We start from the raw sequence: 19,770 nt of genomic DNA, 5'->3' as shown, positions 1-19,770 counted from the left end.
ATTATGTTAATCTGTTTATTTTTTCCCAAATAGATAGATCTTCAGGGCGATCAATATCAGATAATTCTGGTAATAAATGATAATTTAAGTTAAGATTTTTAGCAATAGTCAAAGTTTGATTTAAGACTTGAGAACTTCCCCATTTAATATGATGAAAAAGAGGCTCAATTAGGCGATTTAAACCGATTAAATAATAGCCCCCATCTTGAGCTTTTCCTAATACTAAATCTTGATTATTTATTAATAGTTTAAAGCTTTGTTGTAGAAGCTCAATTGTTATTTCTGGACAATCAGTGCCGATTAAAACTGCCTCGGTTATTCCTTGATTAAAAGCATCAATAAAAGCTGATTTCATTTTTAAACCTAAATCCCCTTCTACTTGAGGTTTATAAATAAAATTTGAGCCTAACCATTGTTGCATTAAATGTTCATTTCCTCCTGTAAAATAAATAATAATTTCTCGATTATTTTGCCCTAATGATTGACATTTATTGACTAAATATTCAGTCATTTGACGATGTAATTCCATCGCACCTTTTGCCCCTAAAAGGGGGATCATTCTGGTTTTTGTTTTGCCTATTTCTGGATACCTTGTCACAATAATTAAACGTTGTTTCTTCATTAATATACCAATCTTCGATCAAACTTTTTAATTCTTGATTAATTAGTTGTTGATTGACTCATTTTTCTTCATAAATAAAACTTAATGGATTACTTTTATTTTCGGCAAAATCTAAGATTCCCTGCTCCCGATGTTCATATAATAAATTACCCTGAGTATCAAATAAAAATGTTGCTCCCCTTTGGGTTAAATAGGCTGAATTAGGCACATAAATTGACCAATTACTCAATACTTCTATCATATTTTTTAACCTAATAGTAGCTAATTCAAAGGGGCGTTGAAACCCTTTTCCTCCTGCCATGTTGAAAAATGAGCCTTTTAAGGCGGGTAAGGGTTTAGCGTGAATTACCTCATCATCAGCGATTAGTTGGGGGGCTTGTCGATCCCCTAAATACCCTCTGAAAACTTCTTTTAATGTACCTTTACTTCCTATTCCTGCACACATTAACAGGAAATTTAACCATGCGTTTTGTGAGGGATTAAAAAATGGTAAATTAAAATTTAACCCTTGATATAACTCTAATTCTTGATGAATGTTGGCATCAGGATCCACAAATAAGCACGACTCAGGAAAGCCCGTATATTGACAGAATTTTAAGCCAGAATTGCGGTTTCCAATGCCGATCGCGCGAATAGCTATATTTTTATTTGCTAATTCTTTTTCAGCCCGTTTAAGCCACCAAGCATATTCTAAGTTATCAAAATCACCAAGTTGTGACCAGATTAAGACTAACAGAAATTCACTGTTTTCACAACCATTAAAAATGGGGACAATTTCGCCATCACTAACTCTTAATTTGGCGGTTTGCTTTAAAATTTGATAAATATTCATAAGCTTTTAAGACTTAACTAAGTTGAGATTTTATTATATCAAATTTTAAAAATGCTTCATCACTGCTTATTTCTTGTTCATATATTTCTCTTATTTTTTCTTCTGATCATATTTCAATATAAAAAAAACCCTCTCCCTTAGTCAGGAGAGGGGTTCGGGGTGAGATTAAACAAATTAAGTTGAATGGGTATCTTCAATCACTTTATCAATTAAACCGTAAATTTTAGCTTCTTCGGCTGACATGAAATAATCTCGATCAGTATCTTTTTCAATTTTGTCAATAGTTTGGCCGGTATGATTAGCCATTAACTGATTTAATTGGTGTTTAATACGGATAATTTCTTTGGCTTCGATCTCAATATCCGTTGCTTGACGGCGGCCTGTGCCTCCCATCGGTTGATGGATCATAATTCTAGCATGGGGGAGGGCTAATCTTTTCCCCGGACTACCTGAAGCTAGTAAAAATGCACCCATTGAGGCCGCTAAACCCACACAAATGGTAATCACTTCTGATTTTATATATTGCATGGTGTCATAAATGGCCATCCCTGCCGTTACAGAACCCCCCGGAGAATTAATATATAAATAAATGGGTTTATTTTGATCTTCTGAGTCAAGATATAACAAAAAAGCTACAATTCGGTTAGCTAAACTATCGGTTACTTCTTGACCTAAAAAGATAATTCTTTCTTGACTTAAACGGGTATAAATATCAATCCATCTTTCATATTGACTACCCGGTAAACGATAGGGAACACTAGGAACACCAATAGGCATAATTTTTACTAATTTTGGTTATTTGCTAAACAATAATAGGTTAAGGGTTAAATTAAATTACTGCTAAGGGTTTAGGTAATTGTTTCGTACTGGTTAAAACTCGATCAATTAAACCGTATTCTTTAGCGGCCTCTGGGGTCAGATAAAAGGTGCGATCGGTATCTTTTTCGATTTTTTCCATTGATTGACCCGTATTTTTCGAGAGAATTTCTAAAAAGGTTTTCTTATTAGAAATTACCTCTTTGGCGCGGATCTGAATATCCGAGGCTTGACCTTGCGCACCGCTACGAGTTTGATTTAACACGATGGTAGCATGGGGTAAACTAGCCCGAAAACCTTTTGTTCCGGCGGATAAAATCATAGCGGCCGTACCCATGGCCTGACCAATACAGATCGTATGTACCGGAGGCTTAATATAATTTAAAGTATCACAGATAGCAAAAGCTTCCGTTTCAAAGCCCACCGCATCCCCTGTATACCATGAAGTTCCAGTGGAATTAATATAGAAAAAGATCGGTTTTTCGGGATCATCGAACTGTAAATATAACAGTTGGGCGATAATTAACTCAGTTACATCAATACCCACTTGTCTTTTTACGTCATCGGAGGAAAATAGGGGCATTCCCAGATAAACGATCCTTTCTTTGAGTAATAATGATTCCAGATCCGGTGGTGGAGTCCGAAAAGCGGCATCTCCATAATAGGAAGATGATTGAACAGCTTTAATTTCCATTTCGATGTTGTTTAATCTAATCATGAAATTTCTTTATTTTGTAGATTGTAGCGTATTTAATCAGTGAACAGTAACCAGTAACCAATCACCAATCGCCAATCAAAAAATTATAATAAGGCCTTTAATAAAGATTGTAATTTTAATTGAACTTCGTCAAATTCTTTTTGGGGATCAGAGCCGGCCACAATCCCTGCCCCACCATAGATAGTAGCCATGTTATGATCGATTAAAGCCGATCGGATCCCCACAATAAATTCACTATTTCCCTGATAGTCTACCCAACCAATGGGCGCACCATATAAAGAGCGATCGAATGACTCATAACGGCATATTTCTTCACAAACAATTTCAGTGGGTACTCCTGCCACAGCCGGAGTGGGATGTAATTGGGCTAAAATTTCTAAAGGATGAATATTAGCATTTAAAGGGGAATAAATTGGTGTCCAAAGATGTTGAATATTGGATAATTTTAATAGTTGTAAAGGGGCTTGTTGAGGTTGTAATCCTAATTGCCATAATCTTTGTAAAATAAAATCTGTTACTGCTTGATGTTCTCTTTTTTCTTTTTCACTTCTGAGCAGTTTTTTCGCAAAATAATTATCTTCTGATAAGTTTTTACCACGAGGGGCTGAACCTGCTAAAGAATCTGTAACAAATTGTTGTTTTTGAATACTAATTAATCGTTCAGGTGATGCTCCTATAAATTGTTTTCCCTTGCCATTACTACTAGAAAAAATGTAACAATCGGGATGATTTTTTCTTAAATAAGCGAGGGCGTTAATATAGTCAAAAGGTTCATTTAAAATAACATTAATTGAATGGGCTAAAACTATTTTACTAAATTTTTTCTCGGCAATAGAATTTAAGGCACAAGCGACTGATTTTTGAAAAGTTAGATCATTTTTTTCTTGAATTTTAGCTTGAGGAATTAAATTTGATTTATAATAATTAATCTTATTTGGAGCTTGGGCGATTAAGTTAATTTGATAACGGATTTGTTCACAAATTAATTCTAAATTTGTATCTTTAGTAAGGGCTAAATTAATAATTAAAGTATGGGTATTTTTTTTGCGAATTACTTGAAATTGGGGTAAAAAAACCGTTGCTCCCGGAAAAGGAGATTGGGGATTGGGATTATCTAAAAAACTAAAACTACAATAAAAATGAGGAGTTGAATGTCCTAAATTATGATCTCCTACTTTCATAATTTTATCGGTATTTTGTTGAATAAATTTTTGCACTTGTTGAAAGCGATCTTTGCCATTAACTATTAAATGATTGGCCGCTCCGTATGCTGTGATAGCTTCTTCTTTTCGTGCATTTTCCCAATAAAAATAAAGGGGCTGAGTGCTTGAAATAACTTTTAAAACGGCCAGAGGATCAATGGGATCTATCTTTTTGGCCAGACTGACATAAATTTCTTTTTTCTGATGATTTAATTTATTCTGACAAGCAACTAAATAAGAATAAAGTTCTTTGTCATGATTTAATGGATTGACCGATGTTTGAGAAACTGGCATTGTTAATAGGGATTGTATCATTTTTGCTCTAAATTTATGATTAAATATTAATTAATTAAATTAAACTTTTTTGTTAAATTGTTATCAGTTGACAATTGATCTTGGACAATTGACAATTGATTGATTAAAAATTGTATGACTTTACTGGTTATTGTAAATGATAAATAAAATAAAATAAATACTTATTGCTCGTCTGTAATTATTCTCTTTTTCAGGGAAAAATTAATTGTCTATAACAGAAATTTAAAAATAAATCAAGTCTTGTTAATATTTTTTTACAATAATCTATAAATCGAAATAAAATAATAAAAATGTTATTACTTTCAGGTAAAATGTTAACAAAACCATTGACAATTCACCATTAAAAAGTATCGATCGCCGAGTGATCATTAATTTTTGATTAATTTTAATTTATGACTAAAACCCCCACTTCCTCCGAAATTCAAGCTATTTTTAATAATATTGCCCCCATGTATGATCAACTCAATCAGTGGATCAGTTTGGGGCAACATCGCATCTGGAAAAAAATGACGGTTAAATGGTGTGCTCCTTCGAGGGGCGATCGCTGTTTGGATCTTTGTTGTGGTAGTGGTGATCTAACTGCCTTATTGGCGAAAGAGGTAGGATCAACGGGGGAGGTAATCGGGATTGATTTTGCACCTCAACAACTGGCTAGGGCTGAGGAAAAAAGACAAAATAATTATCCTCAACTTCATATTAAATGGGTAGAAGGAGATGTATTAAATCTGCCTTTTAGTGATAATTATTTTGATTGTATAACGATGGGTTACGGTTTAAGAAATGTAACGGATATTGGCCAAAGTTTAACGGAAATCTATCGAGTTTTAAAAAAAGGGGCAAAAGCCTCGATTTTAGACTTTCACCGCCCTTCAGAAAATTATTTACAATTTTTTCAAAAATGGTATTTTGATACCTTCGTTGTGCCGTTAGCTAAACAATTTAATTTAACGGAAGAATATGCTTATCTTTTCCCTAGTATTGAGCGTTTTCCTACGGGAAATGAACAGATAAAATTAGCTCAAGAAGTGGGATTTACTAAGGCAATTTATTATCCAATTACAGGTGGTATGATGGGGGTTTTAGTAGTTGAAAAATGATTTTTAAGATGTAATCTTTTGATAGTCAATTTTTTAGCTTGTTTTGAATATTTAAAAATCAAAACTTAAACAAAAGGGATAATTTATCTTCAACAATTGACAATTACCTCTCCCTAAAGTGAGAGGATTGAAAATAATACCATTTACAGAAAGTAATACCATTTACAGAAAGTAACTTCAGACGTAGTTTAATGGAATAGTTTATTTACAAAGATTTCTGGTATTTAACAATGTAGCTACTAAATGTAAATGGTATAACTTCAGACGTAGTTTAATGGAATAGTTTATTTACAAAGATTTCAGGTGTTTAACAATGTAGCGACTAAATGTAAATGGTATTAGTTGTAAATGCTCAAGATGTGGTTAAATCATATTTTGAAAGTGTTAATTAAAATAGTTTTTTATTGATGATGATTCATTGATTTAGCAAGTTTTTGACTTAATATTTTCCTCTGAAATTAATATTTTATCCTTTGTTTCTAAAACTTTTATATGACCCGAAAAACCGTTAACAAAAATAGGTACATTCTGTTCTAAAAACCATTTACGAGTTCTTGCACTGCGATCGCTACACCATAAAGTTGCTGGAGAGGGAACTAAGGCATATTGAGGCTGAACTTTGGCAAAAAACTCATTAGGTGCTAATCCTTCCGTACCATGATGAGGTACTTTTAAAACATTTGCCTTAATATCCTGAGCATTTTTGGCTAAATAATCACCGATCGCATGATTTAAGTCACCAGTAAATAAATATTTATGTTGAGATAGTTTATTTTCAAGCATCATAATTAAAGAAAGATCATTAATATCAGTTTTACCCACAGGTGTATTAACACCATCAAAAGCATAAAGTATTTTAATTAAAATACTGGGAGTAATTTGAAAAGATTGACCTGCTTGTGCTAATTTTATCTCAGTTTTATGGTCTTTTAAGATTTTATGATATTCTAATATTTGAGCATAATTACATCCCCAAGGAATCTCTTGATCACAAAGATTTTTGTCAGGAATATTAAAATAAATTTCCTTAATTTTAATTCCTGCTTCTAAGATAGGAAGAATCCCTCCATAATGATCTTGATGAGGATGACTAATAAAAACAATGTCAATATTTTGAATATTTTTCTCTTGAAGAAAAGGAATTAATTTTTGTTTTGCGGGTTCTAAATAACCCGCATCAATTAAAATTTTTTTACCATTTTTAAATTCAATTAAATGGGCATCTCCCTGTTGTTCAGTTTGATTAACATTAACCATCATCCAAACAAATTCAGGAGAAGATTTTTGCCAAAAATTAACTAATAAAATTAAGCTAATAATAGTAAAAAAAATAGAAACAAAGGTAATTATTGATTGACGTAATTTACTGAGGTTTTTCATATAAATAATAAAAAGGCGGTACAAAAGTTTTTTGCCAACCAGTTTCAGTTAAAGTATCAACTAATTGTGTATATTCTGAAGTTAAAGTCATATTATATTTAACTAAATTAGCATCCCAATGCCCCGATATTTGAGCTACTTTTGAACTTGGAATATTCGGTAGTTTATCAGGTTGTGCAATTAAAAATTTACAAACATTTTTACTTTGAATATAGGTATCTAAATCTTGTTTAGTTTTAATTTCATTGCTAATATTATAAGGAACAGTTCTATGGGGTGGTTGATCCTGTAAACCAAAATGAGTAATAATTGCAAATTGTGTTACTCTATCACTAGCTAATAAACAACTGTTATTTAATTTTCTATTTTCATAAAACCATTGAGCAGTAATATCAATATTTTGTAAAGATAATTGTGCAGGTACTTTATATATTTGAAAATAAAATCTTCCTCTAAATGGATAATTAGGGGGAATTAAAATAATAATTAAAACAATAATAATTGATAACAGTTGATTATTTTTAGCTAAATTAATTTGTTTAATTTTTTGAGTTACGAAAGGCAAAATTTCTTTTAATCCTAAAACAAACATAAAGCTAGTAGAAAAAGCATATAAAGCACGATAAGTTACCCAATTACTAGCCATACTTTCAATATGACCACGAGTTGAAAAGATAAAAGCAAAAGGCGGAAATAATAATAATAGATAGGGTGTTAAAGTTAACAGAGTAATAGTTTGATATTTTTGAAAAAAAATCAAAGCAAAAATTAAAGCAATTACTCCATGAATACCAGCCGTTTGAAAGTAAGATAAGTTAGGTTTCCAGATTTGATAATTCCCAAACCTTGAGATAAATTCATCCTTATTATTCCATAAAATATTTTGACCTAATTCGGTATAATTAAGACAGTAGTAACCTCCTAGATAGGCAATAGTAAATAATATAATTAAAGTAATAATTGTATATTTTTTATTTTTATTAAAACAAACATCTATAATAATAGCTAAAGCTGAAATTCCTAATAACATAACTTCTTGAAAGTGATTATAATACATGATTAAAATTAAAGGTATTAATAATAATAAATGTTTGTATTTTTTCTCTTTAATATTTAATAAGACAATAATTGAAGCAACATAAGTAATTTGAGCGACAATAGTAGAAGAAATTGCATAATATCTAAATGTAAAATTGTATGTACCAAAAAGAAATAAAATACCAATAACTTGAATTTTTGACAAATAATGATCAATACCTAATTTTAAAGCTAGAAGATAAAATTGATAATAAAAAAGAAGTTGGCAAAATGCACTATATATATCTAAAGCAAATCTACGATTAATTGGTTCAATATTAGACATTAATGTCCAAGCCCAAAAATAGCTGAATTTATTTTTAATATAACTTTCTTCTATAGAATTTGTATTCTGAAAAGAGAATATTCTTAGAAAATGCTCCCAAGGATCACTGGGATATTCTAAATAAGCTCTCGGAATTATCAAAATTAATGCGATAATCAACCAAAATATTATTTTTTTGATTTTAAAATTATGTTTATTTTGATAAATAAAATAAACTAATAATAAACTATTGAAACTATGTAAAATAATAAAAACATTAAATAATTGATTAATTGGTAAATTCAAATACCAAAAACAAAGATAAAATATTAAATAAGGGAATATAAAACCCCAACCGTTAACCAATAAAATTTGACAGAAAAAATTTAGACTAGATGATAATTTTGTCTTAAGTTTAATAAATTCCATTATTTTTATTAATTAGATTATTTTTGGATAGAAAAATTAATCATTATTAACTATAGCGGTATGCACTTGGATGAGAACATTAGCAATAGTCGTAAAGTTCTCTACACAAGGATATTAAGTGTATTCACTGAAGTGCAAACCGCTATAAAGATTTAGTTATATATAATTCACTGATCGCAATTAAACCTAAAATCAAGATTAAGCTTAATATATTTCCCAGATTACCTAAAAAAGTAATCAATAGGGCAATAAATACTGTTACTAATACATAACTTAAAGTAACTTTGTGATGACTCCAACCTGATTGTTGTAATCTTTGATAGATATGAGTACGATGGGCTTGAAAGATATTTTCTCGACGATTTAACCTACAAATTATAGTATAAATGGCATCTGCTGTTAAAGGTAATGTAATAACAATTGTGGAAAAAGTATCTATCATATTATGATGATTTACTATGACGATCGCAATAATTCCACCTAAAAAAGTGCTACCCACATCTCCCATAAAAATTTTAGCAGGAGACCAATTCCAATATAAAAAACCGATTAATCCTGTTACTAAAATTAACCATGAATATTGATGGAAATATAAGGCGATAAAAGTTAATTGAACAGCATTAAATCCTGCAACAATGCCATCTAATCCATCCATAAAATTATAAAAATTAATTAAAGCAGTAATACCAATAATCGTAATTAAAATTTCTATGATGTTTCCTATTAATGACAAATTATCTAATAGAGAAAAATGTAAATAATCGAAATTAATAATAATTAAGATTGCTGTTAATAATTGAACAGTATATCTAGTTAAAGCAGAAATATTTTTTTGATCATCAATCAATCCAGTAATCCCTAAAGGTGTTAAGATTAATCCTATAAAAAAAGGTTTTTCTGTTAAGTTATTATTTATTAATAAATGGGGAAAATAAATAGTTAAAATTTGATAGATTATACCCACAAATAAAAAGGCAATAATAAAACCTAAACCACCACCACGAGGAGTTGGTTGTTGATGAGAACTTCTCTCATTTGGAATATCTAATAGTTTTTGACTGAATTTCTCTTTAATGAAACCAGTAGTAAAGATACTAATTAAAAAACTGGTAATTAATAAGAGAATTAAAGTTAAATTCACTTTCATATTTTGTAACTTTAGTTTCCTATTTCTAATTTACCTAAAACAATTAAACTTTCTAAATCTTCTTGTGCAGTGGGAAGATAGGTTTTAATTACAACTCTAATTTGTTCTAATTCTTGATCTTGAGCTAAACCTAACATTCTACTAATATCTGCTAAATCTTGAGTACGACTGGCTGATAATTTCATTAATATTAAGTATGGTAAAGCAATAATTGGTAAACCATCAGGAGCATAATTAGGATTAGCGATCGCTTTTTCAACCCAAGAGTCTTCTCCTTCTAGCACATCTAAAGAGGTTTGATCTGCTAACTTCCATTGACTACCTGCAATACTTAAATTACCAATTTTTTTACTATTAGCATTCTCTAAATCTTGATAAATTAACTCACAATCTTCTGCTTTAATTAAAATATCAAGGTCTAATGTCATTCTTTCTGGCATATACATTCTTGTAGCAACACCACCAATTATGACAAAGGGAGCTTGTTTTAAGATTGAGTTTAAATTAGTCACAGGATAAGTCCAAGTACGTTGAGATAAAAAATTGATACTGCTACCAGTACCTGATTTTACTCTTTTTTGTACCAGTGTTAAAAAAAACTTCCTTTTAGTAGCCGATAAGTCTTGAATTAGCATAAGTGTTCTATTCTACAATATTGGTAAACCAATTTGCCGTAGCTTGTAAGCCTTGATCTACGGTATAAGGGGGTTTCCAGTCTAGCATAGTTCTAATTTTACTACTATCAACCTGTAACGATCCTAACAAGCGATCGCCCAATTCTCCTTTTCCTAATAGTTTAGTACCGAATTTTAATAAGCTAGAAGGAAAAGGTAACATTAAGGGCGATTTACCCATTGCTTTACCAAGTCTTTTAATTAATTCAGGAGTGGATAAATCTTCCCCATCACTAACAATAAAAGTCTGATTTTTAGCGTTAGGATGGTCAATACAAGTAATAATTGCATCTACTAAATTACCGACATAAACGAGACTACGAGAATTATTAATGGAAGCTAAAGGTAGAGGTAAATTTTTAGCAGTTAAAGCCAATAATCGCTCCATATTACCCGGATTATTCGCACCATATACTAAAGTAGGGCGTAAAATCGTGTAAGTCATGAAACTATTTTGACAAATTTCTTGAATAGCTTGTTCCGCTTTTAATTTACTTTTGCCGTAAGGAGTATCAGGATTAGAGGGTGATAATTCGTTAATAATAGTATCGCTTAAAGTTGTCATTGCGCCAATCGAACTTAAGAAAATAAAATGTTTTACTCCTGCTTTGATAGATTGACGTACTAAGTTAATTGTACCTTGAGCATTAACCCTATCAAATTCTGCTTCGGGATCAGATACCGATTCTTTTAAAATATGAGCCCGGGCCGCAAGATGGATTACGATATCTATATTTTGTAAAGCTTCATCCCAATTGGTATCTTGATTAATCTCATTAATAACAATACTATTAACCTCAAGATTTTGATGACGAGTAGCTACTAAAAGATGATAATAACCTTTTTTGAGTACAGGCAAAAGATGAGAGCCAATAAATCCTGTTGCTCCTGTGATTAAAAGCTTTGTTCTACAAGAATTTCCAACCATATTTGTTAAATAAATAAATTGCTGACTGAATTGTTACAAAAGTTAATCTTAATGATTTATGAGAGCCTCTAGCCCAGTGATGATAAATATTTACAGAGGGATAAAATATTGCTCTATATTTTTGAGACATTCTCAAAGTTATGTCGGCATCCTCCAAATACATAAATATATTTTCATCAAAGTAACCAATTTCATCCAATGCTTTACGTCTAAAAAGCATAAAACATCCCGACAAATAAGGAACATCAAAAATTTTATCATATCCAATATCTTTCATTTCGTACCAATCTAAATAATCTTTGATTAATGGTTTTACAAAAGAAGGGACAAATCTTCTAGCAAATAAATGGAAAAAACTGGGATAACGTTTACAAAGATATTGAATCTCACCATTAGGAAAAAGAATTTTGGGACTAATCAAGCCGATATCTTGATTTGCTTCCAAATAGCTAATTAATTCAGGGATAACATTAGGCTCAAAATAAACATCAGGATTTAAGACTAAATGATAATCTGCTTTTTCTGATTTTTCAATGGCTAGATTATGGGCTTTCGCAAAACCCACATTATTTCCATTATTAAAATAATAGTTAATCTTAAATTCTTGAAAATTCTCATTTTCAAATAATGACCTAAGTTCATCAGTAGGGGAATTATCAATCACTAATAATTCAATTGCTAGATTAGTATTAAATAAAGATGATATTGTTTGATGTAGTATTTCAGGATTATTTTTGTAAGTAACTAAGGAAGTTGTAAGTTTCATTTTTGATAAAAATAAAAGATTATAATTAACTCTTAACTATAATTTAGGCTCAACTCAAACTGAATTATACTAGATATTGATTAAGTCTAAATTATAGCCTAAAAGATTTAATGATAACTATATTTTTGAGCTACTATAACTTTTTGCTCCTTGATTACATTAGGTTTTGAATTAACAGTATGTATTTCGGCTTTGAATCCACAATTAGATAACCTTTCAATGATATCTAATCCATAATTTCTGAAAGCTAAAACCTTTCCTTGTCCTCTAATCCGATCACCATGATACTCTGGTTCAAATTTGTGTGTTATAGTTCCATCTTCCTCTAAGTAGCACCTTTCAATAGTTTGTGGGGAATCTGATAAGGGTACAGTAAAAATAAAATAACCCTTGTTTTTTAAGACTCTATAAACTTCAGAAAATCCTTTGATATCATAAGGAACATGCTCAAAAACTTCAGTAGAAGTGACCAAATCAAAAGATTCGTTGCTGAGAAGAAGATTTTGAACGTCTTGACAAACAACAGAATTTTTCATTAGACCTAGAGGTATATCATCAAAGTATTCAGAGTAATAAAAATTTTCAACTTTTCTTTTTAAATATTTATGTAAAGCTCCTCGAGATGACAACTCATAAGTAAAGGTATTAGGAATACTTAGGGATTCAAGAACAAAGCCGACTGCTCTATGAATTTGAGTAGATCTACAGTTAATACAACGAGTACCAAAATAACTTTTGTTAATTTGGATCACTAAAGAGTTACATAAGTTACAAATTCCAGTTTTCATAATATATTAGTATTTAGGATTTTAAAAAAAATACACAACGTTATACCATTTTGCTAAAGATGTGATAGACATATACCATCAATCCCTTACCTAGGGTGTTGACTTTGAGTGAAAAATGAGAAGAAAACTTCATCCACTTCTTCAAGTTGCGATTATTTATACCTACTTAATTAATCAGTGTATAATCTTACCACTGAGTATGCTTTTTTGTCAACTGTTCATAAAGTAGCTATAAAAATCTACTGCTCAAAAATCAAAAAAATGCTTTTGGCAATCTAGCATCAAGGTTTTCCTTTGACAATATAAATATATTTTTATCCTTATTGTTGTACTTGATTCGCAATTTCAATAAACATTAAAAGATTATTTTTATAAGACAACTTTTGTAACAGTAGTTCTATCTTTTTGAAATTATAATCAATATTTCTGTTTTTCGATAATTGTAATATTTTTTCTGTGTTTTCCAATGAGATATTCATAATCTCATGTTGAGCTAATAAATCTTTTACTTCACAAACTTCTGGTAAATTAAATGTTATTATTTTAGCATCTATTACTATATATTCCCATATTTTACTTGTCAATAGACCTTTAGCATCAACGGATCCTTCCATACTAAAGCATAAACAAAAATCACTTTTTATGCAAGTGATAAGAGCAGAAGTGTGGGGTATTCTCGGATAAAATAAGAAATGCTTTTTAAGATGAGGAAAATCATTTCTAACTTTTAATTTAAGCAATTCATTATCTCCTACAAATAAAAATATAAAATTTTCTATAAAATCGCCCAAATTATTTATATTCAATAAAAATTTATCCAAATCATAAAATTTAGGTGGTAAAGAACCAGGATAAGTTATAATCATTTTGTTTTTATTTGTAGAAAATAAATTATTAATTTCAGTATTATCACAAAAGTTATTTAAGCTTTTTGCCAAGTTAAAAGCATTTTTTACTTCTTCTAGATCAACACTATTAAAGGCTATGTTAAATTTATGACTATACTCCTCACAAAATTCTTGAGCAATTCCCTTAGACACTGTAAAACAAGCAGTTGAGTTTTTAATAACGAAGTTTTCTAATTTTATTTTAATATAATTGACGAATCGATTTGATTTTTTAGCAGGATGTAACGCCCATTGATCTCTAAAATCTACTAAATGATTAACTTGATTAAATTTAGATAAAATTAATGCAATTATATGAATAAGAAAAGGGGGAGATGAAGAAATAATAATATCAGTATTCTTCATATTTGAAATTAATTTAATAGTTTTTCTGTTTATTAATTTAGTTAATAAAATTAGACTGATAGGATCAATTATATCAAAAAAAATATTTTCTTTGATAAATCTTAGTATGTTGCCAATAATCCCTTTGACAAAAGTTGTTCCAATAAATCTTGATAGTTCAGAACCTTCTTGATTCTGATTAAATATTCTTGATTTATCTAAATCAGAAATTTGGTTATCATTAATCTCGATTAAAGCATTTGTGGTTAATATATATACGTTAAAATTATTTTCGTAAAAAATTTTAGCCAAATAATATAATCTATTGGCGGCGGCTGAACGATTAGGAGGGAAATAAGGTGCAATAATAAAAACTGTAGATTTTATATCCATAAGTTGTTATGTTTTAATACTTAATTTTGTCAATATACTGCTTACTAACCAAAGCTGAGAATATAGGACTAAATATTAATCCGTATATTATAATTTGCTCAGGTAAATTAGTAGAATCAAATGAAGTAACTGTAAAAATTATGTTAGAGAACATAAGTAAATAAACGTAAATACGGTGATTATTAATTAACATTTTATAAAAATAATCTACAGATAAAAGTAACGTAGCAATTAAGATTGCTACTATTATAACACCCAAAATACCTTGTGTACTAAAAGCATAAGTGTAAGCATCGGTTGTTGCATGGAAGCTACCTCCACAAAAATATTGAGTAACTTGATATGGACCATCACCTGTTAAATTATCACCTTTACCAGGTAACAATAAATTTAAAATTGAAAATGGTCTTTTAACCCCACCAAAATAATTTATATAATATTGGGATGTAAATATAGGAATAACAAACATCCTATCTACTATAGTTAATAAAAGATCAGATAGAAAAAAATTTGATTTAAATATTATATTAATAACTTTGGCAAAAATAGATATTGCTAAAATCCAGCCAAATAATTTAGCCATATTTAATCTTAACTTTTGATGAGAATAAATTTTTTTTGATATACATAAGAATAAAAAAACAAAAAATAATCCCACTTTAAATATATAACCTCTAAAAGGAATTAATACAGAGGCAAGAAAAATTAAAGTCACATAAGGCAATAAACTTTTAAGATGATTGAATAGGCGTTTATTTTTTTGATTAGAAATAAATAATTCAACTGTTGCTAAATTAGGAATAATATTAAAGAACCAAAATAAATAAAAATAGTTTAAGTATTTGTTAAATCCAGTAGTTATTGATTGAAAATAGACTGCTCTACTTTCATAAACAACATCATATTTGTTATGTACGATCCCAATAATTAAATTATATAAATTATCTATATTAGCAAAAGGATAAACAATAAGAATTATCGAACTTATCAAAAATGCAAAATATTTAATTAAATTAAAATTTAAGATTTTATAGATAATAAATGATTGATATATAAATAAATATAAACGAGAAAATACTTGATATATAGGTTTGAAATATAAGACAAAAATTGTAGTATTAGTAATAACAATAATTAACGATATCGCTATTAACAAAGTTTCATCTGTTACAGCAGAACATTGAATAAAAAAATGATTATTTACTAATATAGAAATTCCAAAATTCCAAGATAGTAAAAAGTATCCTAAATGAATTGCTGTATAATAATTTTTATTTTTTACTAATAAGCCTAATGTTATGATAGAACTGATTATTGAAATAATTATTGACAATAAAAAAATCATATTTTACTAATTTAGATACCTTTTTGAGTGAGTATAAAACGTTTTATTAATTAGCAATATTTATCGACATTATGTTCCAGATATTCTAATATACAAATAGTAGCTAAATAAATTTTCATTGTTTGTTTATTTTTTTAGCTGGTAAACCTACTACTACTGATTCATCTTCTAAATTTTTGCCGACTAATGCAGCTAAACCGACTGTAACGTTTCTGCCAATCGATATTTTTTCTCTGATACAAGCACAAGGGGCAATCCAAGTATAATCGCCAATTACTGTACTTCCTGCAATCATAACATGAGCGGTAATGATGACATGATTTCCAATTTTTACATTATGGGCAATATGAACTAAATTATCTATTTTCGTTCCTTGCCCTATTCTTGTATGGCCTAATGTTCCTTTATCTATACAGGTATTAGCACCAATTTCAACATTATCTTCTACTATGACTCCCCCGATATGTGGAAATTTTTCTAGTAAACCATCTTCATTTCTTTGGTATCCAAAACCGTCTGAACCAATAATTACTCCACTATGAATCACAACATTAGAACCGATTTTACTGTTAGAATAAATATGTGTATTTCCATAAATTATCGTATTTTCACCAATTTCACATTTTCCAATTTGAGTGAATGGACCAATATGTACATTTGAATGAATTTTTGCCTCCGGATGTATAATTGCTGTAGGATGTATTTTGTATTCAATTTTTGGAACAAAAAAAGCCTCAACTAAACGTAAAAAGCATAAACGAGGATCTTTAACCAAAATAAGTGTTTTATCGATTATTTTTAATTGAGTTAAGAAATCTTCATATTTTTTACAAAGAATAACTCCAGCTTTTGTATTATTAATAATATCTAAAATTTCATGTTTTTCATGTGTAGAAAAACATATATCTAAATTGCTTTTTGCTTCATAGATAGAAACGGGATTGCTAAAATCTCTATTGAGATCACCGACAATTTCAACAACTTGTTCTCCAAGTATTTTTATAGCTGATTTAACACTAACTTTGATGTAATTCATGATCCTAAAAACCTCAATTTAAAATTAAACGAATAACCTCAAATGCCTCTGCATAATCTTGTCCAATTTGTACACCCCTAGTGATTAACTGGCTTTGGATAAAAGCTTCAGAAAAATAGGGACGTGACAATTGAGATTTATAGCATCTAAGAGATTCAATTTTCTTGTTTTTGTGTTCATTTGTCAAGGGAACAAAGCAAGTCGTTCTAAAATCTAAATTATTCCACATAACCTCATAACCTAACATTGTTGTTTTTTTGAAGGCTCGGAATCCTTCATTAGTAATAACAGTATGATCTTGATGCGTATCATAAGAGCTAGGCAAAAAAACTATATTAGGAGCGTATTTTTTGTTTAAATTAATCATCACATCTAATATATCTTGTCTTTTATCAGAGAATGCTCTAACCTCAAAATCAAATACAATACAATCTTTTTCCTGTATCCCCAAAGTGTGGGTTGCGAACCTAACTTCTTGTCTAAGAATATCTCTTGGTAAATTTGGTAATAGAGATTGTTCAGCGGCAGAAAAAGCAACATAAACAACTTGATATTTATGTTCTACTAATTTAGCTATTGTTCCTCCACATCCTAGCTCCCCATCATCTGTATGAGGAGCAAGAACCATAACAGATTTTGCCTTATCATCAAATAGCATATATTATTTTTAAGTTAAAGTTTGTAGTAAACATGGTGTTATTATACCAATGTAGCAATTATATGTAAGTTGTGGTAACTGCGAGAGTTAAAAGGCTTAGATATTAAACTATTAATCTCTATAATTCCTAAAAATATTTAATAGCAAATTGCCTTGTCCACTCAATTAAATTAATTGCCTTCCAAATATTAGTTTGGTAAGACTTTCTACCTTGTAAACATAAGTTCCAATCATGTTTTAGTTGTTCTAAATTGAGAACTGGAGTTTCTTTTGCCACTTCCGAATCAAGTACAGTGTCAACCCATTCTTTTAATGCCATTAACCACTGACTTTCGGTTGTAGCAAAGCCGATTTTATCCTTTCGCTGTAAAACTGAATCTGGAACAATTCCTTTCATTGCTGAACGAAATACAGATTTAGACATTCCATCAGGTGCAATAATGTAGTCATCAGGCAAATTTAACATAAAAGAGACTAATGCAGGAGTTAAAAAAGGAACACGACTCTCAATCGAGAAAGCCATAGAATTTCGGTCTTCAAAACGCAATAAACAGGGTAAGGTGTTGGTAACACTATCTAAAAGGGATTCTCTCAGGATAGCATAACTTTGAGTATAGTCAAATAGCATCGGGATAGTTTGATGCTTCTGAAACCAAGAACGGTTTAACCAAGATGGAGTCAGGTCTTTCCCCGCTAGTCTCCTCCCTACTATTTGGATTCTAGGAGATAGAATATAACTAATTGTCCATTGAGTCAAGAGCAAACTTCCCATTCCAGGTATTGCTGAAGCTGTGCGACTAAATTGATAAGCTTTTTTCCATTGTTGCTGGCGCAGCAGAGAAGCTAAACGAGCCCCCTTATAGGAAAAGTAGCCTCCCAAAATTTCGTCTGCTCCTTGACCATCTAACATCACTTTTATTCCAGCTTCGGATGCAAGACGAAAGACACAGTGTTGAGCATAAATGCTTGTATTTCCAAATGGTTCTCCTTGTACTTCAATTAAATGTTTCAAGTCAGCTAACAGTTCCTCTGAGGAAGGTTGTATTTTGTGCATGATAGCATTTGCTGATTTCCCAATAATATCAATATAGCATTCCTCACTTAATAAGGGATCATCAGCAATATAACTAAATGTATGAAGATCGAGATTTGGTTCTAAATATCGCATTGCCATAACGATCGCCGAAGAATCAATTCCACCCGAAAGGGCTGTTCCCACTGGAACATCACTTCGTAAATGAAGTTTAACATTATTTAAAAAAAGTTCTCTCAGTTGATGAGAAGCATCTTCAAAAGAAATTTCAATTGGCTGATTGAGGTCAACTTGCCAATAACAGACAGGTTCAAAAACTTTAGGATAATCTAATTGTATTTCTACATAAAAAGCTGATGCTAATTGTTTAATATCAGCAAACAGCGTATCTTGACCACGATCTGTAATTCCAAAACGAAGATAGTTATGAAGTGTTTGAGGATTAACACTACGGCTTACACCTGATAACTCTAATAAAGGAGGAATTTCTGACGAAAAGGCAAAACCGCCTTGCCAAAAAGTATAATATAGCGGTTTAATGCCAAAAAAGTCACGGGCTAAAAATACTTGACGTTTTTGAGTATCTAAAATAGCGAAAGCAAACATCCCTACTAAACGATTGAGACAATCAACTCCCCAATGACGGTAGGCACAAAGTAAAACTTCTGTATCTGAATGAGAATGAAAAGTATATCCTTCATTTTGTAATTCTGATCTCAGTTCAATATAGTTATATATTTCTCCATTAAAAACAATATGATAACAACCATCTAAGCTAGACATAGGCTGTGATCCAGCATCAGAAAGGTCTAAAATTGAAAGTCGTCTATGAAGTAAAATTACTTCTGCTTCTGTATCTTCTAGTGCTAATTTCCCTCGTTTAATATTGTTTTGGTTGAAAATTAACATTCCCTGATCATCAGGTCCACGATGTTCTAATTTATTCAGAAAACAATTAATTGTTTCTTTTGCAATAGTTGTTGTTGAATTGGATATTAATCCAGCAATTCCACACAT

The 19,770-nt window shown here is 30.1% G+C and carries 18 protein-coding genes; 1 reads left to right on the top strand and 17 read right to left on the bottom strand.

Annotation, left to right across the window (positions count from 1 at the left end; all coding sequences use genetic code 11):
- Nucleotide 1: 1 nt before the first annotated feature.
- The 5 genes from Anndu_RS09520 to Anndu_RS09500 form a co-directional block, all read right to left on the bottom strand.
- Nucleotides 2-622 carry a TIGR04282 family arsenosugar biosynthesis glycosyltransferase gene (locus tag Anndu_RS09520; RefSeq protein ID WP_464100980.1) on the bottom strand — a complete coding sequence of 207 codons (621 nt, stop codon included), beginning with the start codon at nt 620-622 and terminating at the stop codon, nt 2-4.
- Between the two features lie 58 nt (nt 623-680).
- Nucleotides 681-1,454 (bottom strand): peroxiredoxin-like family protein, encoded by a 774-nt coding sequence (locus Anndu_RS09515; RefSeq protein WP_464100979.1) that lies wholly within the window; start codon nt 1,452-1,454, stop codon nt 681-683.
- A 174-nt stretch (nt 1,455-1,628) separates the two neighbouring features.
- Nucleotides 1,629-2,231, bottom strand: coding sequence for an ATP-dependent Clp protease proteolytic subunit (locus Anndu_RS09510; RefSeq protein ID WP_464100978.1), 603 nt, complete (start codon nt 2,229-2,231; stop codon nt 1,629-1,631).
- 52 nt (nt 2,232-2,283) lie between these two features.
- Nucleotides 2,284-2,970 (bottom strand): ATP-dependent Clp protease proteolytic subunit, encoded by a 687-nt coding sequence (locus Anndu_RS09505; protein ID WP_464104062.1) that lies wholly within the window; start codon nt 2,968-2,970, stop codon nt 2,284-2,286.
- Between the two features lie 101 nt (nt 2,971-3,071).
- Complete coding sequence (locus tag Anndu_RS09500; RefSeq protein ID WP_464100977.1) at nt 3,072-4,484, bottom strand: isochorismate synthase; 1,413 nt, start codon at nt 4,482-4,484, stop codon at nt 3,072-3,074.
- Nucleotides 4,485-4,897: 413 nt separating this feature from the next.
- Here Anndu_RS09500 and ubiE point away from each other — a divergent pair, with 413 nt between their 5' ends.
- Nucleotides 4,898-5,602, top strand: coding sequence for a bifunctional demethylmenaquinone methyltransferase/2-methoxy-6-polyprenyl-1,4-benzoquinol methylase UbiE (ubiE, locus tag Anndu_RS09495; protein ID WP_464100976.1), 705 nt, complete (start codon nt 4,898-4,900; stop codon nt 5,600-5,602).
- 423 nt (nt 5,603-6,025) lie between these two features.
- Here ubiE and Anndu_RS09490 read toward each other — a convergent pair whose 3' ends face one another.
- The 12 genes from Anndu_RS09490 to asnB all read right to left on the bottom strand — a co-directional run bounded on the left by Anndu_RS09490 (nt 6,026) and on the right by asnB (nt 19,770).
- Complete coding sequence (locus tag Anndu_RS09490; protein ID WP_464100975.1) at nt 6,026-6,982, bottom strand: ComEC/Rec2 family competence protein; 957 nt, start codon at nt 6,980-6,982, stop codon at nt 6,026-6,028.
- Nucleotides 6,966-8,345, bottom strand: a complete 1,380-nt coding sequence (locus tag Anndu_RS09485; protein ID WP_464100974.1) for a hypothetical protein — start codon at nt 8,343-8,345, stop codon at nt 6,966-6,968. The genes Anndu_RS09490 and Anndu_RS09485 overlap by 17 nt, the downstream gene beginning before the upstream one ends.
- A 550-nt stretch (nt 8,346-8,895) precedes the next feature.
- Nucleotides 8,896-9,900 (bottom strand): MraY family glycosyltransferase, encoded by a 1,005-nt coding sequence (locus Anndu_RS09480; protein WP_464100973.1) that lies wholly within the window; start codon nt 9,898-9,900, stop codon nt 8,896-8,898.
- An 11-nt stretch (nt 9,901-9,911) separates the two neighbouring features.
- Nucleotides 9,912-10,535 (bottom strand): hypothetical protein, encoded by a 624-nt coding sequence (locus Anndu_RS09475; RefSeq protein ID WP_464100972.1) that lies wholly within the window; start codon nt 10,533-10,535, stop codon nt 9,912-9,914.
- Nucleotides 10,536-10,542: 7 nt separating this feature from the next.
- Nucleotides 10,543-11,502 carry a UDP-glucose 4-epimerase family protein gene (locus tag Anndu_RS09470; protein ID WP_464100971.1) on the bottom strand — a complete coding sequence of 320 codons (960 nt, stop codon included), beginning with the start codon at nt 11,500-11,502 and terminating at the stop codon, nt 10,543-10,545.
- The gene (locus Anndu_RS09465; RefSeq protein ID WP_464100970.1) at nt 11,483-12,268 is read right to left on the bottom strand and encodes a glycosyltransferase family 2 protein; all 786 of its coding nucleotides are present in this window, start codon (nt 12,266-12,268) and stop codon (nt 11,483-11,485) included. The genes Anndu_RS09470 and Anndu_RS09465 overlap by 20 nt, the downstream gene beginning before the upstream one ends.
- A 107-nt stretch (nt 12,269-12,375) precedes the next feature.
- A complete protein-coding gene (locus Anndu_RS09460; RefSeq protein WP_464100969.1) occupies nt 12,376-13,056 on the bottom strand; it encodes a class I SAM-dependent methyltransferase in 681 nt (226 codons plus the stop codon).
- Nucleotides 13,057-13,376: 320 nt separating this feature from the next.
- Nucleotides 13,377-14,681 (bottom strand): glycosyltransferase family protein, encoded by a 1,305-nt coding sequence (locus Anndu_RS09455; RefSeq protein ID WP_464100968.1) that lies wholly within the window; start codon nt 14,679-14,681, stop codon nt 13,377-13,379.
- Between the two features lie 13 nt (nt 14,682-14,694).
- The gene (locus Anndu_RS09450) at nt 14,695-16,026 is read right to left on the bottom strand and encodes a hypothetical protein (RefSeq protein WP_464100967.1); all 1,332 of its coding nucleotides are present in this window, start codon (nt 16,024-16,026) and stop codon (nt 14,695-14,697) included.
- Nucleotides 16,027-16,141: 115 nt separating this feature from the next.
- Nucleotides 16,142-17,062, bottom strand: a complete 921-nt coding sequence (locus Anndu_RS09445; protein ID WP_464100966.1) for a UDP-3-O-(3-hydroxymyristoyl)glucosamine N-acyltransferase — start codon at nt 17,060-17,062, stop codon at nt 16,142-16,144.
- Nucleotides 17,063-17,075: 13 nt separating this feature from the next.
- Nucleotides 17,076-17,720: a PIG-L deacetylase family protein gene (locus Anndu_RS09440; protein ID WP_464100965.1), complete on the bottom strand. Its 645-nt coding sequence runs from the start codon at nt 17,718-17,720 to the stop codon at nt 17,076-17,078.
- A 127-nt stretch (nt 17,721-17,847) separates the two neighbouring features.
- Nucleotides 17,848-19,770, bottom strand: a complete 1,923-nt coding sequence (gene asnB / locus Anndu_RS09435) for an asparagine synthase (glutamine-hydrolyzing) (protein WP_464100964.1) — start codon at nt 19,768-19,770, stop codon at nt 17,848-17,850.

It is taken from the genome of Annamia dubia NIES-4383, from assembly GCF_055394725.1.
The sequence above is the reverse complement of the archived record's forward strand: the minus strand, read 5'-3'. Positions and strand labels throughout refer to the sequence as shown.

What these genes read in the sequence shown, in the direction of transcription:
- ubiE (WP_464100976.1), top strand. Translation starts at nt 4,898, where the DNA reads ATGACTAAAACCCCCACTTCCTCCGAAATTCAAGCTATTTTTAATAAT.
- Anndu_RS09510 (WP_464100978.1), bottom strand. Translation starts at nt 2,231, where the DNA reads ATGCCTATTGGTGTTCCTAGTGTTCCCTATCGTTTACCGGGTAGTCAA.
- Anndu_RS09465 (WP_464100970.1), bottom strand. Translation starts at nt 12,268, where the DNA reads ATGAAACTTACAACTTCCTTAGTTACTTACAAAAATAATCCTGAAATA.
- Anndu_RS09515 (WP_464100979.1), bottom strand. Translation starts at nt 1,454, where the DNA reads ATGAATATTTATCAAATTTTAAAGCAAACCGCCAAATTAAGAGTTAGT.
- Anndu_RS09450 (WP_464100967.1), bottom strand. Translation starts at nt 16,026, where the DNA reads ATGATTTTTTTATTGTCAATAATTATTTCAATAATCAGTTCTATCATA.
- Anndu_RS09460 (WP_464100969.1), bottom strand. Translation starts at nt 13,056, where the DNA reads ATGAAAACTGGAATTTGTAACTTATGTAACTCTTTAGTGATCCAAATT.
- Anndu_RS09490 (WP_464100975.1), bottom strand. Translation starts at nt 6,982, where the DNA reads ATGAAAAACCTCAGTAAATTACGTCAATCAATAATTACCTTTGTTTCT.
- Anndu_RS09470 (WP_464100971.1), bottom strand. Translation starts at nt 11,502, where the DNA reads ATGGTTGGAAATTCTTGTAGAACAAAGCTTTTAATCACAGGAGCAACA.
- Anndu_RS09500 (WP_464100977.1), bottom strand. Translation starts at nt 4,484, where the DNA reads ATGCCAGTTTCTCAAACATCGGTCAATCCATTAAATCATGACAAAGAA.
- Anndu_RS09475 (WP_464100972.1), bottom strand. Translation starts at nt 10,535, where the DNA reads ATGCTAATTCAAGACTTATCGGCTACTAAAAGGAAGTTTTTTTTAACA.
- Anndu_RS09445 (WP_464100966.1), bottom strand. Translation starts at nt 17,062, where the DNA reads ATGAATTACATCAAAGTTAGTGTTAAATCAGCTATAAAAATACTTGGA.
- Anndu_RS09520 (WP_464100980.1), bottom strand. Translation starts at nt 622, where the DNA reads ATGAAGAAACAACGTTTAATTATTGTGACAAGGTATCCAGAAATAGGC.
- Anndu_RS09440 (WP_464100965.1), bottom strand. Translation starts at nt 17,720, where the DNA reads ATGCTATTTGATGATAAGGCAAAATCTGTTATGGTTCTTGCTCCTCAT.
- Anndu_RS09480 (WP_464100973.1), bottom strand. Translation starts at nt 9,900, where the DNA reads ATGAAAGTGAATTTAACTTTAATTCTCTTATTAATTACCAGTTTTTTA.
- Anndu_RS09485 (WP_464100974.1), bottom strand. Translation starts at nt 8,345, where the DNA reads ATGTCTAATATTGAACCAATTAATCGTAGATTTGCTTTAGATATATAT.
- Anndu_RS09455 (WP_464100968.1), bottom strand. Translation starts at nt 14,681, where the DNA reads ATGGATATAAAATCTACAGTTTTTATTATTGCACCTTATTTCCCTCCT.
- asnB (WP_464100964.1), bottom strand. Translation starts at nt 19,770, where the DNA reads ATGTGTGGAATTGCTGGATTAATATCCAATTCAACAACAACTATTGCA.